We start from the raw sequence: 14,846 nt of genomic DNA, 5'->3' as shown, positions 1-14,846 counted from the left end.
TCCTCGCGCCACGTATCCTGTCGCTCACCGATAACCTGGAGACTTATGTGACCACGAACAACCGTATTCTTTTGGGTGTAAATATCGACCACGTTGCCACGCTGCGCCAGGCGCGGGGTACGCGTTACCCCGATCCGGTAAAGGCTGCGATGGATGCGGAGCAGGCAGGCGCAGATGGGATTACTGTCCACCTGCGTGAAGACCGTCGGCATATCCAGGAACGTGACGTACTGTTGCTCAAGGAGGTCATGCAGACCCGGATGAACTTTGAAATGGGGGTGACCGAGGCCATGCTGGCATTCGCGGAACGCCTGCGCCCTGAGCACGTATGCCTGGTACCTGAAACCCGCCAGGAACTTACCACCGAAGGTGGTCTAGACGTGGCAGGGCAGGAGGCTCGAATTCAGGCCGCTGTGGCACGATTGAGCGCAGTGGGCAGTGAGGTATCGTTGTTCATCGACGCTGACCCAGCCCAGATCGAGGCGTCGGCGCGAGTGGGCGCGCCTGCGATCGAGCTACACACCGGGCGCTATGCCGATGCGCATACCCCTGAAGAGGCGGCTGCCGAGTTGCAACGCATTGCTGATGGCGTGAAGCAAGGCCTGGCCTTAGGGTTAGTGGTAAACGCAGGCCATGGGCTTCATTACCACAACGTTGAGCCCATTGCCGCCATTGCTGGCATCAACGAGCTGAATATTGGCCACGCCCTGGTCGCCCACGCACTGTTCGTGGGCTTTCCTGCCGCTGTGGCAGAGATGAAAGCGTTGATCATCGCTGCCGCAGACCGCGCCAAGGGTTAACCTCGCTGGCATTTACTCGGGCGCGTAAGGCTGGCGGCGTTTATGGGCGGTTTTATCGTAGGTGCGTACGATGATTTCGTATGCCGCCTCGTTAACCTCTTTGCCCTGCAGGAAGGCATCGATCTGGGCATAGCTCACGCCATGGGCGTCTTCATCCGGCTTGCCAGGGGTGAGTTCTTCCAAGTCTGCCGTGGGCACTTTTGAGTACAGCTTCTCAGCCGCACCCAGGTATTTGGCGATGTCGCGCACCTGGCCTTTTACCAACCCCTCCAACGGCGTGAGGTCACACGCCCCGTCACCAAACTTGGTGAAAAAGCCCATCACTGCTTCGGCTGCATGGTCGGTACCTATCACCAATGCGTCGTTGGCATTGGCGATGGCGTACTGCGCCACCATGCGCATACGGGCTTTGGTATTGCCCCTGACAAAGTCCCGGCGCTCTTTGGTGAGGCGGTCGGCGCCAGGCAGGGCATCGAGCTGGCCATCCAGCCCCTTAACCGCGTCGGCGATATTGACAGTGATTTCCTGATCCGCTTTCACGAACGCCATGGCCGCCGCCGCGTCGTCTTCGTCCAGCTGGTTACCGTAGGGCAGGCGCACGGCAATAAACCGGTAGCTGTCGTCTTTGGTTTCTTCGCGCAGTTCCTCAACGGCCAACTGGGCCAGCCGGCCTGCGGTGCTAGAGTCCACGCCACCACTGATGCCCAACACTAAGGCCTTGAAGCCCGCATTGCGCAGGGTTTGCTTGATAAACGCCTTGCGCCGTTCTACTTCCGCGACCAGGGCAGCCTCGTTGGCAAAAGGTGGGATTACGTTCAGCGCGGCGGCGATTTCGGCCTGGCGGTTGCTCATACGTTCGACCTCTTCTGGGGAGCCAGCTCACTGGCGATCTAGGTTACGACACCGAGAAGTTTAACCTGCTCCACTGGCATTCAGCAGCACTGCGCATTAGCCTCTATACGAAATTTACTATCGCAAACACCGCAGCAAGCAGGCGAGTGAAACCATTGCAGAAAAGCTTCTAGCCAGCTTGTCGTAGCGAGTCCCGATTCGGCGATTATTTTTAAGCCAGCCAAACCTCCACTCAGTGATGTTTCGCTGCGTATATTTGGGCTTGTCAAAGAGCCGAACATGCAAGCGCTTGAGCACCTGATCGAACGTACCTAATTACGCCAGTCACGGAACCGTTGATAGAGCGTGACCGAGGCCTAAAACGCTCCGGCGTATCCCGCCAAGAAGCGCCCGAACACATGGCCCAGGGGATGCCATTGAGCATAAGGCGGTCATCAGCTCTAGGGCGCCTGCTGTACTGCGGTGCGCAGAACAGGTCCGCAATCAAGGCCCAAGATTCGTCTGCGATTTCGTAGCGTTTGGGCATTAGAAAACCTCCACCGTGATGGCCGAGAACTTTACTGAATCTGGGTGTTTGTATGAGATGAAATAGCTTTGGCTAATTTTGTACAGAGCCTATTCCTTAGAGATTAGTCGCTTTTTCCGACATGAGAAATTTAAAAATCCTATTTTATATGAGAGCGAATTCGATAATCATTCTCTCCACCCCTAATGGAGGGGTTACTTAAAGGAGATGACTATGAACAATGAGGATCTGGATAAGCTAGTCGAAAACGCCGCCTCGGAAGTGGAGAACGAAGAGGGTCAAGTAAAGGATCGGTTCCAGCAATCGATCTGTCGTCACCCAACAATCCCAGGGTGCGGAATCCCACTTCGGATGATCGCTTTCGATGACATGTAAGCCACAGTAACTCACCGGAAGAGCAGCACGTATACCAACGTATATGTGCTGTCGTCAAAGGAAAAACATGATTTGTCAATTACCGCTCAAAGCGCAAATGCAAAACGTCCTGCGTATGGCAAAAGGGGTGTGGAATAGGTATCAATGGGATCAATTGCAGGGAAAAGCTGTTCAACGCGTATAGAAAATCTATCACCACTTTGCAAAATCGAGAAACTAAAGCATCGCATGGCAGCGTACACCTCGTAGTGGAGAAAGAAGAGGCTGCTGAATTCTGTGCTCTTATCAGTGATGACGCGCTCAGCATGTTGGATGATAGAAGTCAGACTGAAGTTATCCATCACTCGATTGATCCGGCCGCACCTCAAAAAGGAGAACTTCTATCCCGCGCTATAAAGTGCATGAGAGCCGTCTCACCACAACACTCCAGTCTATTTGACCTCGTAATTACGGATATCTTCGTTATGCCCTCTACTACAGCTAGAGGCGGCAGCACATCATCCGCTATGGGCGTTATATGGGCAAACCCAAAGCTGACATACAGAGTTACTGATGTCATGGAATTTCTAGTTCATGAAATGACACATCATGCTCTTTTTGTAGATGAAAGGGTTTATGGTCATTATGACTATGATGTCATATTACAGCAAGATACGTGGGCTAAGTCCGCGATTTTAAAGGCCTCTCGCCCCCTGGATAAAGTCGTACACAGTCTTATAGTGGCAGCAGAAATAATAGCACTAAGAGAAGACTACCTAGGCCACCCACAAACTCCGTCAGTACACGCCCCAACGCGCATACTATGCGAGCAAACCAAAGGTTCCCTGGATTCCGTTGTACGCCGAATTGCCTCTTTAGAAATAGGTAATCGTGAGTGTGTATCACCAAGAGTTAAACATTTACTGAAAGGAGTAGATATGATACTAAACAGAGTTTCGGTGAACTAACTGAAAATTCTTCAAGGACGAGTAAAAATGAAAGCAAACGACATATTAAAGCTTATTTATTTTAATACCCATGGTGCGACCACCCTTCTTCTAGTGGTGATTCACCAGGTCATGATAGCCTCCTCTGTCTACTTCTTGATCCAAGTCATGGATATCAATCGTGAGGGCGCAGATATCGCGGAGTATCTGCTCCTGTATCTAGTTTCCATGATCGCGCCGTATTTGCCTGGCTGCTTATCTTTCATCACGATGCAGAGATGGACTAACACAATACATGAGACCATCGTCCAGCGCATGATTCAACGCTCGTATGGCCAAGTTGGCCTAGCTCGAGACGTGCAACTGAAAGAAAGCTTTTCGTCTGCAGCATCCAGGAATTCATTTAGCATCATTTCAAACTACATAGCGCTCACCCATGATTTTATGAGTCTACTGCTCAACAGCATTTTGAGCGCCTTAGTGATAGGCATTGTTTTGCCTAAAGAACTCTTATCTGGCTATGTTATAAGCTTTATTATTAGCGCCCTACTGGTGGTTATTTTAGGAAAACTTGTAAAAAAACCTGCGCTAGCATCCGAAGAAGCATTTTCGACCTATGGTCAGGTGCTAGACCGAGCCTGGGATAATTCTGTAACAGGAAATGTATACAATTTTTCAAAGTGGAAGCAGAGATTTAACTCAGCCTCTAATGGCTATTACCTAGCTCAAACCAAGCTGTCGATAGTACTTCAGTTTGGTAATTTTTGTATAGCTATGGCAGGCCTGATTCCCACTGCATATTTGGTATACAGTTTAACAACCAGTGCTTTTATCGAAAGTGGAGTGGTAGCGGCTATCATTGTGAGTTTAACCCGGATATTTCAAATATTGAATTCGCTCAGCACTGTAACCTATCAAATAATCGCCTGGTCTTCCGCTCATGCCAGGATTTCTTACCTTTCAAATTACCTAAACTGTTCCCCAGAGGGTATCCCTAATGCACCTGCCGGAAGAATATGGATTAACGATATCGAGATAAAGGTTTTTACTGAAGCTAGCGAGCTTATTCGAAATCATACAATTGGTAGATTTACGGTAAGGGGAGAGAACGGAGCGGGAAAGTCTTCCCTTCTCTTATTCTTAAAAACTGCCTTTCCTGAATCTTCATATCTTCTACCCACCGCTCACGCGCAGCTTTACTGGGAAGACGATCATTCAGCCATGTCAACTGGGCAACGTGCCTTGAGGATCATCGACGAGATCGCCCGGAATGCAAGCGGACTCAAGGTAGTGCTTCTTGACGAATGGGATGCTAATCTAGACTCATTAAAAAGGGATGAAATCAATAACGAACTGGAGGCATTAAGTAGAAAGATGCTCGTAGTGGAAGTTAGGCATTGGTAGGAATGTAAGTTGCTTATGGAGTGGTGGCAGCGGAATTGACTATCGGAATTGCAGATTTAAAAATGATGGCCCACCTGATTGACTACGGTTGATTTATGGAAAGCTGTATTGAACGCCTTAAAAACAGACGCGAAGAAGTCTTCCTTGGTTTATAGCGGTAAGTCTATTACGTAGTGATCAGCATGCAAGCATTGCAGCGGCCACTATTAGGTTAAGTTAGCTTGGTCTGCGCGCAGTAATCACCGCCCGCATGGGCGCAGGCAGGCCCTCCACGGTCTTGCTGTGGTCTTCCGGGTCAAGGAAGTGCTCCAGGGATTGATAACGCATCCATGGCGTACTGCGCTGTTCATCCGTGGTGGTGGTGCTGACGTCCACACAGGTGACGTCCGTGAAGCCGGCCCGGCGCACCCATAGCTCAAGGGCTGCCACTGAGGGCAGGAACCAGACGTTGCGCATTTGCGCGTAGCGGTCTTCAGGCACCACTACCTGCTGCTCGTTACCGCGCACTGCCAAGGTTTCTAGCACCAGCTGGCCGCCTTTGACCAGGCAGTCCTTGAGTGCCAACAGGTGATCGATGGGGGAGCGGCGGTGGTACAGCACGCCCATGGAAAACACGGCATCGAAGCCTTGCAAGTTGGCGGGGAGGTCTTCCAGTGCCAGGGGCAGGTGCCAGGCAGGCAGGCCCGGCAGGTAATGCCGCAGCGCCTGGAACTGGCAGAAGAACAGCCAGTTGGGGTCGATGCCGATCACGCTCTCGGCGCCGGCACCCAGCATGCGCCACTGGTAATAGCCATTGCCACAGCCGACGTCCAGCACGCGCTTGCCTGTGAGGTTCAGGTAAGGCGCCACCCGTTCCCATTTCCAGTCCGAGCGCCATTCGGTATCGACCTGCACCCCGAAGAGGTTAAACGGCCCTTTGCGCCAGGGGGATAGCCCCATCAAAGCTTCATGCAGCTGATGCCGCGCTGGCTCGTCGCAAGCGCCATCTAAGGTTACGCTGTAGGCAAGGTCAATCTGGCTCGGCGTGAGCGGGGGGAGGGCGGCCAGTGCGGCCTGCCAGCGTTGCAAGTCACCATGGCCTTTTTCCAGGCGCTGGTTCAGGTCCGCTTGCAGCCCATTGGCCCACTGCGCCAACGGGGAGCCAGCCAGGTGCCGGGCGAGGGGGGACAGGTCAATCATGGCAGGGCAATCATCGAGGCGAAGTTGAGGCACTGGAACCAGGGTATGACCTTGCTGAACCCGGCGGCCAGCAAGCGATCACGGTGGCCTTCGAAGCTGTCCGGCTTCATCACGTGTTCGATAGCACTGCGCTTTTGGGCAATTTCCAGGTCGCTGTAGCCATTGGCACGTTTGAAATCTACATGCAGTTGAGTGAGCAACGCGTGAGCCTGGGCATCTTCGAAGTGCAGTTTCTCTGACAGCAACAGCGCACCACCGGGCACCAGGGCCTGGCGCAAACGGGTCAGCAATGCCAGGCGCTGTTCAGGGGCGATGAACTGAAGCGTGAAATTCAGGGCGATCACCGACGCGGGCTTGAACTCGAAGGCCAGGATGTCTGCCTCCAGTACGCTGACCGGCAGTAGCTCCTGGAACATAGAGTCCTGCGCCTTGAGGTACTCCTGGCAACGTTGAACCATCGCAGGCGAGTTATCCAGCGCCACGACCTCACAGCCATCAAGCCGCACATGGCGACGCAGAGCCTGAGTCACCGCCCCGAGCGAGGCGCCCAGGTCATAGAGGCAGGTGTGCGCTTGAGCGAAACGTGCTGCCAGCACACCGAGGTTTTCCACGATAGCGGGGTAACCAGGGACGGATCGCTTGATCATGTCCGGAAACACCCGAACCACGTCCTCGTTGAACACGAAATCCGGCACTTGGGCCAGAGGCTGGGCAAACAGACGATCAGGATGGTCGGGCACGGTTATCTACAAGCGAGGCAGGAAAGGCGCGGATTTTACGAGTTTCAGGCGGTGCGCCACAACCCGTAGACGCACCCATCGCCGCGCTCACTCCACGTCAATATCGCACTCGAAGCTTTGCACCGGCTTCACTTCCGGCGCCCAGGGTTGCTGAAGCACCATCAACAGGTGGCTATGGCTGGGCCCTTGCGCCTTGTAACGCCACTGGGACTGCCCGGCAGTACCTACGATACCGGCGTCTTCAGAGTTGGTGTACACCTCTGGGCCCAACGGCTTGAGCGAAGCGGGGGCAGGGTTTTGTACCAGCCAGCGGTAGCCGGTGGTGGGGTTGCTGGGCAGGGTGAGGATTAACCGTTGGCCGTGGGCCAGGCGCACAGGGCACTGCTGTTGCTTGGTGAGGGAGAAGGCTACGGAAGGGTCTGGCGAGTGCCGCCCGGTACAGGCAGTTAAGAGTGCGAGGCTGGCGAGGGCAAAAAAACGCAGAGGCGGCATCGTCGGGCATCCAGGCAAAAGCGATGCCCGCCAGCATAGCGCAGGCGGGTAGCCACGTTAACCACTGGCGTTAGAACAACACCTTGACCACGTCGGCAAAGCGTTTCGCGAAGTGTACGGTCAAGCCTTCCTTGAGGTAGTCGGGCAGCTCTTGGAAGTTGCCCCGGTTGGCTTCGGGCAGGATCAGCTCGGTGAGTTTCTGCCGACGCGCCGCGATCACTTTCTCGCGCACCCCACCGATGGGCAGCACATGACCCGTAAGGGTCAGCTCCCCGGTCATTGCCACTCCCTTTTTCGGTGCCTGGTTACGCGCCAGCGACAACAACGCGCTGGCCATGGTCACGCCTGCGCTGGGGCCGTCTTTTGGCGTGGCGCCTTCGGGAACGTGCAGGTGCACGAAGGCTTCGTTGAAGAAGGTCGCTTTGCCGCCAAACTGTTCCAGGTTCGAGGTGACATAGCTGTACGCGATTTCGGCGGACTCCTTCATCACATCACCCAATTGACCGGTAAGCTTGAAGCCGCGGCTCAGGCTGTGTACATGGCTGGCTTCGATGGGCAAGGTTGCGCCGCCCATGCTGGTCCAGGCCAGGCCAGTGATCACGCCCACGCCACTGAGTACTTGCTCGCTGCGGAACACCGGCATGCCCAGGTAGGCTTCCAGCTCTTTGGGCCCTACCTTGATCACGGCAGTGGGGTCTTCGAGCAAGGTGACCACGGCCTTGCGCACGACCTTGCCCAACTGCTTTTCAAGCTGACGAACGCCGGCTTCCCGCGCATAGCCTTCGATGACCATCCGCAGCGCACTGTCACTGATAGAGAGGTTGGCTTTGGCGACGCCCGCTTTCTGCAGTTGCTTGGGCCACAGATGGCGCTTGGCAATGGCAAGCTTTTCTTCCGTGATATAGCCCGACAGGCGAATCACTTCCATACGGTCGAGCAGGGGGCCGGGAATGGAATCCAGGGTGTTGGCCGTGCACACGAACAGCACCTTGGACAGGTCAAGGCGCAGGTCGAGGTAGTGGTCAAGGAAATCCACGTTCTGTTCCGGGTCCAGGGTTTCCAGCAGCGCCGAAGCCGGATCGCCCTGGTAGCTTTGGCCCATTTTGTCGATTTCGTCCAGCATGATGACCGGGTTCATCACCTCGACATCTTTGAGCGCCTGCACCAGCTTGCCCGGCTGGGCGCCGATGTAGGTGCGGCGGTGGCCCTTGATCTCGGCCTCGTCACGCATACCGCCTACGCTGAAACGGTAGAAGGGGCGGTTGAGGGATTCAGCAATGGATTTGCCGATGCTGGTCTTACCCACGCCGGGTGGGCCGACCAGCAACACGATGGAGCCGCTGATTTCGCCTTTGTAAGCGCCCACCGCAAGGAATTCCAGGATACGGCTTTTGATGTCGCCCAAGCCTGCGTGATGAGCATCCAGCACCTTGCGAGCATGCTTGAGCTCTAGCCGATCCTTGCCGTACACGCCCCAAGGCAGCGCGGTGGCCCAGTCCAGGTAATTGCGGGTAACGGCATACTCGGGCGAGCCGGTTTCAAGAATCGCCAGCTTGCCCAGTTCTTCGTCGATGCGCTTACGGGCCGACGCAGGCAACGTCTTGCCTTCGAGCCGTTCTTCGAATTGCTCAAGGTCTGCGCTGCGGTCATCCTTGGTCAGCCCCAGCTCTTGCTGGATCACCTTGAGTTGTTCTTTGAGGAAGAACTGGCGCTGGTGCTCGCCAATCTGGCGATTTACCTCTGCGGAGATTTCCTTCTGCAGCCGTGCCACCTCGACTTCCTTGCGCAGCATGGGCAGTACCCGTTCCATGCGTTTGAGCATGGGTACGCAGTCCAGCACCTGCTGTAGCTCCGCGCCGGTGGCGGACGTCAGCGCGGCGGCGAAGTCTGTGAGCGGTGAAGGGTCATTGGGGCTGAAACGATTGAGGTAGTTTTTAAGCTCTTCGCTGTACAGCGGGTTAAGCGGCAGCAGCTCTTTGATCGCGTTGATCAAGGCCATGCCATAGGCTTTGATTTCATCCGTAGGCTCGGATGGTTGCAGCGGATACTCCACCTCTACCAGGTAGGGCGGGCGATGGTGCTTGAGCCAGGTACGAATGCGAACGCGCGACAGGCCTTGGGCCACGAACTGCAACTTGCCATCCTCGCGGCTGGCATGGTGGATTTTTACCAGCGTGCCGTACAGGGGCAGGGTAGAGGTATCCAGGTGGCGTGGGTCCTCGGCCGGCGTCTCCATGTAGAACAGCGCCAGGGAGTGGTGCGGGGTTTTCGCGACCAAGTCCAGGGTTTCTGCCCAAGGCTCTTCGTTGACGATGACCGGCAACACTTGCGCGGGGAAGAAGGGCCGGTTGTGAATCGGGATCACATAGACTTTGTCCGGCAGGTTTTGCCCAGGCAGTACCAGTTCGGTGCTGGACGTTGTGGAGTGTTCTACATGTTCCTGCGCGTCCGACGGCTGACTGTCAGCGTTGGCGTGGTCCGCTACGGAATCCTGATCGCTCATGAGGCACCTGCAAGAATGGCTATGACGCTTAGATGGGGCGCACACGGATGGGTTTCAATGGCGCGCTGAAGGATTGCCGTTGCTGGCCGATAAGGTAGGCACGACGATAGAACACGCGAGCCTGGCGTAATGTGCTTCTATTTCATTTTCACGTGATCCAAGCCTGCGCCGCGCTGCTAGTGCCAGCGCCCCTGAGCAGGCTGTGTTTAAGCCGAGCGAGTGTGCGTAATGCGTTTATTCTTGCGCCGTATAGCCTTGTTACTCATCTGCGCGGCAGGCCCTGCGCTGGGCGCTTCAGCCGTGGCCGGCACACTGGCCCTTGATGTCGCGGACCAGCAGGGGACGCCGTTGGCAGACGCCGTGGTTAGCCTGGCAGGCCCGCCAGGTACGCCAGGCATAGACCGCGCGCCCTTGACGGCGAATATGGATCAACGTGACAAGATGTTCTCCCCGCATGTGCTAGCCGTACGCACCGGCACCGGCGTCGCCTTCCCCAACAGCGATGATATTCGCCACCAGGTGTACTCGTTTTCGTCTACCAAGCGCTTTGAACTGCGGTTATACGAGGGCACCCCGACGGCCCCGGTGATCTTCGATCAGCCCGGCGTCGTGGTGCTGGGCTGCAACATCCATGATTGGATGCTAGGGTACATCTACGTGACCCCCGATCCCTGGTTTGGCGTCACTGACAAACAGGGCAAGCTTAAGTTTGAGCACCTTCCTGAAGGCGTCTACAGCGTGACCCTTTGGCACCCCCGGGGCGCGGGCTTGCGGCCCCAATCTGGCGGCACCCTCACTGTCAGCGCCGCCGCCCCGCTTGGCAAAACCCTGACCGTTGCAGTAGAGCCGTCTGCCGAGGATCAGCCAGCGCCACCGCCCACCAGCCCATTTGGCGACGCCTTTGGCAAGGCTCTGCGTGAAAACGAAAAGTAGCGTGCAATGGCGGATCAGCAGCGTGCTCGTGCTCTTGCTGCTGGTAGTCATTGCTGCGCTTACCCTGGCCGTCAAGTTTGCGACGAACGACGCAGTGCGCGTTCAAGGCCACCAGCAGCTTGAGGTAGGCGGGCGGGTGTTCGAGCGGTTGTTGGACATGCGCGGCCGTCGCCTGCGCGACGGCGTGCAGTTGCTGGCGTCAGACTTCGGCCTGCGCGACGCCATTTCCAGCGGCGACGTGGCCACTATTCGCTCTGCATTGCTCAACCATGGCGGCCGCATTGGTGCCACTGATGCCGTGCTGCTGAGCATGGAAGGTACGGTGATGGCGAGCACCCACATGACCTTCGTCGAAGGCGAGCTCTTTCCTTATGACCAGGCCCTGCGAGCCGCGCGCAAACGCAACCAGTACATGGTGATCGTGGCGTGGGATGGCCTGCCGATGCTGTTGGTCGACGCGGTGGTATCGGCGCCGCTGCCCATTGCCCGCGTGGTGATGGGGTTTGCCATGGACGACAGCTTTGCGCAGGAGCTGCGTGCGCTGAGCAACCTGCAGGTGTCCTTCCTCACCGTCAAAGATGGCAAGGTAGGAGAGCTGGTCTCCACCCAACCTGCTGCGCTGCGGCCAGACTTGGTGCAATGGTTACTAAGCGAGCAAAGCCTGCAATCGACAGGCGTCAACGAGCACAGTGGCCAGCGCTTTCTCGAACAGCGGCTGGACCTCTCCAGTGATCAAGACGCCAGTGGCCAGGTGTTGGCGTTGTTGCAAAGCCCGCTGGATGAAGCCTTGCATGCCTTTGCCCCGCTGGACCATGACATTTTAGTGATCGCGGTAGTGGGCTTGCTGGCATCGCTTCTAGGCGCGCTGCTGCTGGCCAGGACCATTTCCCGGCCCGTGCGGATGCTGGCCGACGCTGCCCAGCGCATTGGCCAGGGTGACTATCAGGTGCGCGTGCAGCTGCGCCGCAGTGATGAGTTCGGTACCTTGGCCAGCGCTATCAACCTGATGCAAGCCGGGATCGCCGAACGCGAGCACCGGCTGGCCCACAATGCCCTGCATGATCACCTGACCGGGCTGCCTAACCGCGCGTTGGCCATGGAACGTTTGAGCAGCGCTATCACCGCCGACCGGCCCGCCGCGGTGGTGAACCTGGCCCTGGATAACCTGGCAAGCCTGACCAGTAACGGCGGCGAATTCACTGAAAGCGTATTGCGCACCGTGGGGCCTATCCTGGGCCCGCTGTTGCGCCCAGGCGACACCCTGGCGCACTTGATCGGGGGCGAGTACCTGCTGATTCTAGAAGGGGTCGATGCCCAGCGTGCGGTGGCGGTGGCGGACCGCTTGCAGCAGGCGTTGCTCAAACCCCAGCGGCTGGTGAGCCATGACTTCAGCCTGGATGCCAGCATTGGCATCGCGGTGTTTCCTGACGACGGCGAGGAGGCAGATGTGCTGGTGGCCCGGGCGACGATCGCCCGTACCGATGCGATGGTCGTTCCAGGGCGGTTGCAGGTCTATCAGCAGGGCCGGGACTTGATACACCAGCGAGAGGTCAGGCTCATCCGCGACCTGCGCACCGCTGCTGATAACGGCGAGCTGCTGCTGCACTACCAGCCCAAGCTGGACTTGCGCGAGGGCAAGGTGCGCCAGGCCGAAGCGCTGTTGCGCTGGGAGCACCCACACTTAGGGATGGTGTCCCCCGGCGAATTCATCGCGTTGGCCGAGCGTACGGGCAGCATTCAAGGGCTCACGCGCTGGGTTATCGGCGAAAGCATCCGCCAATTGGAGGCCTGGAACGGCCAGGGGCTGGTCCTGGGCTTGTCGGTCAACGTGTCTGCCGAAGACCTCCTCGACACTGACCTGGCCGACCGCGTGCCATGGTTATTGGCCAAGCATGGGGTACCCGCCCACCAACTGACGTTCGAGATCACTGAAAGCGCCATCATGCGCGAGCCCGAAGCTGCCCTGGCGGTGCTTCACCGCCTGCGCGACTGCGGCATTAGCTTGTCAGTAGACGATTTCGGTACCGGCTACTCTTCGCTCGCACACCTCAAGCGCTTGCCTGTACAGGAACTCAAGATCGACCAATCCTTTGTACGCGACCTGGATGAAACCAGCGAGGATGCGGTGATCGTGCGCTCGACCATCGAAATGAGTCACAACCTGGGCCTACGCGTCGTTGCCGAAGGGGTGGAGCACGAGCGCAGCCTCCGCTTGCTGGAGCGCTGGCGTTGCGACACCGCCCAAGGCTACCTGATCAGCCGGCCGTTACCGGCAGAGGCGTTCGAAGCCTGGATCGCCCGTACGCACTATTCGGCTGCCAAGGAGGCGTGGAGCCAATGAACCTTGCCGCATGCCTGCTGTGCTTTGCCTTGGCGTTTATTGCACCAGCCTTCGCGGACGATAGCCCCCGGCAGGGCCGTTTCTTGGCCACGGGGGGAACGAGCAGCATCGACGGCGCTGCTGGTGGCGGTATCACCCCCTGGGCCGTGATTGCAGGCTACGGTGAAGAAGGGCAGGTGGGCGGTACCCTGTTCGCTACGCAGGTGCAATTGCCTGACTACCGGCTGGACGTGATCGGCGGGGCCGTAGGGTACGGCAACCGTATTGAGTTCTCAGCGGCCCGCAACCGGTTTGACCTGGGTAGCCTGGTGCATAAGCTCGGCCTGCCTGAAAACAGCCTTAGCCAGGACGTACTTGGCGTAAAGGTGCGCCTGTTCGGCGACTTGATCTATGACCGGTTGCCTCAGGTGTCGCTGGGCCTTGAATACAAGCACCAAAAAGACTTCCTCATCCCTGAGCTGGTGGGGGCCCGGCGAGATCACGATGCCGAATGCTACCTGGCGGCAAGCCGGCTGTTCCTGGGGGGTGCTTTCGGGTACAACCTGCTGGTCAACGGCGGTGTGCGTTACAGCCGTGCCAATGAGCTTGGCCTGCTGGGGTTTGGTGGCGACCGCCGTGGTCGCCGCAGCCTGCTAAAGGAAGGGTCGGTTGCAGTGCTGTTCAACCCTCGCTGGGCAGTAGGCCTGGAATACCGTGAAAAGCCGGATAACCTGTCGTTCGCGGGCGAAAGCGACTGGGCAGACGCCTTTGTCGGCTGGTTCCCGAACAAACACGTGTCGGTGGTGCTGGCTTACGCGCGCTTAGGGGAAATCGCCACGCTGGATAACCAAAACGGCACCTACTTGTCTGTGCAAGGAGCCTTCTGATGCGGCGCCTGTTGCTAGCCTGTTCACTACTGACCCTACTCACCGCCTGCGCTCAAAACCCCGCCACTGACGACAGCCTGTTCCAGGACTTGGGCGGTAAGCCTGGCATAACGCATATCGTGGAGGGCATGTTGCTGAACGTGGCGCGCGACGCCCGTATTGTGCAGCACTTTCGCAACGTAGACCCGGTGCGCTTGCGCGATAAGCTGATAGAAAAGTTCTGCGCAGAAGCAGGCGGCCCTTGCACCTATACCGGCGACAGCATGGCAGAGGCCCACAAAGGCCAACGCATTGACCCGGCTGAGTTCAATGCGTTGGTGGAAGACCTGATGGCCGCGATGGACGCGCAACGTGTGCCTGTCAGGGTGCAGAACCGCTTACTGGCCCGGTTGGCGGCGGAGCGGGGGGACGTGATCAGGAAGTAAAGGCTTACCTGCTAGCCTAATTGCCGTTCGATAGGCACGCTTCGGGGGGTGACTTCATCCCCTGTGTGAAGGGTTGTCACGGTCTCAATCAACACAATCCCGCATTCTTCCACCGCCACCGGGTTGTGCCGTACGCCCTTAGGGATCACACAAAACTCACCCGCGTTCAGTGTGAGGTCCTTATCTTCCAATTGAATGGTGAGTGTGCCGTACACCACCATAAACAGTTCGTCCTCGTCGGCATGGGCATGCCAGGTCAGTTCGCCCTTGAGTTTCGCTACTTTGATGTACTGGTCATTGACCTGGCCAATGACCTGTGGCGACCAGTGCTCAGTGACGTGGACAAGCGCGGATTCGATGTTTCTGGTAGTGCTGTTGAGAATCATACAAAGGCTCCTTAAAAGGATGGTTACTGTATGCCGCAGCCCCTGACAGCCCGTATCCAATGTTTATAATGTGACCATTAGCAACGTTAATGACCCGT

Annotated in this window: 14 protein-coding genes and 1 pseudogene; 7 read left to right on the top strand and 8 right to left on the bottom strand. The window is 57.2% G+C overall.

Features of this window, described 5'->3' with window-relative positions; all coding sequences use genetic code 11:
* Positions 1 to 47: 47 nt before the first annotated feature.
* On the top strand, positions 48 to 800 hold the full coding sequence (gene pdxJ, locus AC4LE2_RS15470; RefSeq protein WP_491826599.1) for a pyridoxine 5'-phosphate synthase: 753 nt from the start codon (positions 48 to 50) through the stop codon (positions 798 to 800).
* Between the two features lie 12 nt (positions 801 to 812).
* On the opposite strand, the gene nadE is transcribed toward pdxJ, so the two are convergent.
* The 3 genes and pseudogenes from nadE to AC4LE2_RS15455 form a co-directional block, all read right to left on the bottom strand.
* Positions 813 to 1,652, bottom strand: coding sequence for an NAD(+) synthase (gene nadE, locus AC4LE2_RS15465; protein ID WP_491826598.1), 840 nt, complete (start codon positions 1,650 to 1,652; stop codon positions 813 to 815).
* Positions 1,653 to 1,769: 117 nt separating this feature from the next.
* A pseudogene (locus AC4LE2_RS15460) lies at positions 1,770 to 2,178 on the bottom strand (transposase).
* 461 nt (positions 2,179 to 2,639) lie between these two features.
* On the bottom strand, positions 2,640 to 2,894 hold the full coding sequence (locus AC4LE2_RS15455; protein ID WP_491828200.1) for a hypothetical protein: 255 nt from the start codon (positions 2,892 to 2,894) through the stop codon (positions 2,640 to 2,642).
* On the opposite strand from AC4LE2_RS15455, the gene AC4LE2_RS15450 reads away from it, so the two are divergent.
* Both AC4LE2_RS15450 and AC4LE2_RS15445 read left to right on the top strand, forming a co-directional pair.
* On the top strand, positions 2,859 to 3,500 hold the full coding sequence (locus tag AC4LE2_RS15450; RefSeq protein ID WP_491828149.1) for an aKG-HExxH-type peptide beta-hydroxylase: 642 nt from the start codon (positions 2,859 to 2,861) through the stop codon (positions 3,498 to 3,500). The genes AC4LE2_RS15455 and AC4LE2_RS15450 overlap by 36 nt on opposite strands.
* A gap of 27 nt (positions 3,501 to 3,527) precedes the next feature.
* The gene (locus tag AC4LE2_RS15445; RefSeq protein ID WP_491826597.1) at positions 3,528 to 4,883 is read left to right on the top strand and encodes a hypothetical protein; all 1,356 of its coding nucleotides are present in this window, start codon (positions 3,528 to 3,530) and stop codon (positions 4,881 to 4,883) included.
* A gap of 216 nt (positions 4,884 to 5,099) precedes the next feature.
* Here AC4LE2_RS15445 and cmoB read toward each other — a convergent pair whose 3' ends face one another.
* The 4 genes from cmoB to lon all read right to left on the bottom strand — a co-directional run bounded on the left by cmoB (position 5,100) and on the right by lon (position 9,797).
* The gene (gene cmoB / locus AC4LE2_RS15440; protein WP_491826596.1) at positions 5,100 to 6,062 is read right to left on the bottom strand and encodes a tRNA 5-methoxyuridine(34)/uridine 5-oxyacetic acid(34) synthase CmoB; all 963 of its coding nucleotides are present in this window, start codon (positions 6,060 to 6,062) and stop codon (positions 5,100 to 5,102) included.
* A complete protein-coding gene (gene cmoA, locus AC4LE2_RS15435; protein WP_491826595.1) occupies positions 6,059 to 6,802 on the bottom strand; it encodes a carboxy-S-adenosyl-L-methionine synthase CmoA in 744 nt (247 codons plus the stop codon). The genes cmoB and cmoA overlap by 4 nt, the downstream gene beginning before the upstream one ends.
* 87 nt (positions 6,803 to 6,889) lie before the next feature.
* The gene (locus AC4LE2_RS15430; protein ID WP_491826594.1) at positions 6,890 to 7,294 is read right to left on the bottom strand and encodes a protease inhibitor I42 family protein; all 405 of its coding nucleotides are present in this window, start codon (positions 7,292 to 7,294) and stop codon (positions 6,890 to 6,892) included.
* Positions 7,295 to 7,364: 70 nt separating this feature from the next.
* Positions 7,365 to 9,797, bottom strand: a complete 2,433-nt coding sequence (gene lon, locus AC4LE2_RS15425; RefSeq protein WP_491826593.1) for an endopeptidase La — start codon at positions 9,795 to 9,797, stop codon at positions 7,365 to 7,367.
* Positions 9,798 to 10,025: 228 nt separating this feature from the next.
* Between lon and AC4LE2_RS15420 the strand changes: the two genes are divergently transcribed.
* Genes AC4LE2_RS15420 through AC4LE2_RS15405 form a run of 4 tightly spaced genes read left to right on the top strand, consistent with a single transcriptional unit; the run spans position 10,026 to position 14,362 of the window.
* Complete coding sequence (locus tag AC4LE2_RS15420; protein ID WP_491826592.1) at positions 10,026 to 10,730, top strand: methylamine utilization protein; 705 nt, start codon at positions 10,026 to 10,028, stop codon at positions 10,728 to 10,730.
* The gene (locus tag AC4LE2_RS15415) at positions 10,714 to 13,071 is read left to right on the top strand and encodes a putative bifunctional diguanylate cyclase/phosphodiesterase (RefSeq protein ID WP_491826591.1); all 2,358 of its coding nucleotides are present in this window, start codon (positions 10,714 to 10,716) and stop codon (positions 13,069 to 13,071) included. Before AC4LE2_RS15420 ends, AC4LE2_RS15415 begins: the two co-directional genes overlap by 17 nt.
* Positions 13,068 to 13,937 (top strand): DUF3034 family protein, encoded by an 870-nt coding sequence (locus AC4LE2_RS15410; RefSeq protein ID WP_491826590.1) that lies wholly within the window; start codon positions 13,068 to 13,070, stop codon positions 13,935 to 13,937. Before AC4LE2_RS15415 ends, AC4LE2_RS15410 begins: the two co-directional genes overlap by 4 nt.
* Entirely contained in the window at positions 13,937 to 14,362 is a 426-nt protein-coding gene (locus AC4LE2_RS15405; RefSeq protein WP_491826589.1) for a group I truncated hemoglobin, read from the top strand. The genes AC4LE2_RS15410 and AC4LE2_RS15405 overlap by 1 nt, the downstream gene beginning before the upstream one ends.
* A gap of 11 nt (positions 14,363 to 14,373) precedes the next feature.
* Here the strand turns inward: AC4LE2_RS15405 and AC4LE2_RS15400 are convergent, their stop codons facing one another.
* A complete protein-coding gene (locus tag AC4LE2_RS15400; RefSeq protein WP_491826588.1) occupies positions 14,374 to 14,748 on the bottom strand; it encodes a cupin domain-containing protein in 375 nt (124 codons plus the stop codon).
* Between the last annotated feature and the right edge of the window lie 98 nt (positions 14,749 to 14,846).

Source organism: Pseudomonas sp. 9.3L (genome assembly GCF_058536285.1).
This window is presented reverse-complemented; position numbering and strand designations above follow the sequence as displayed.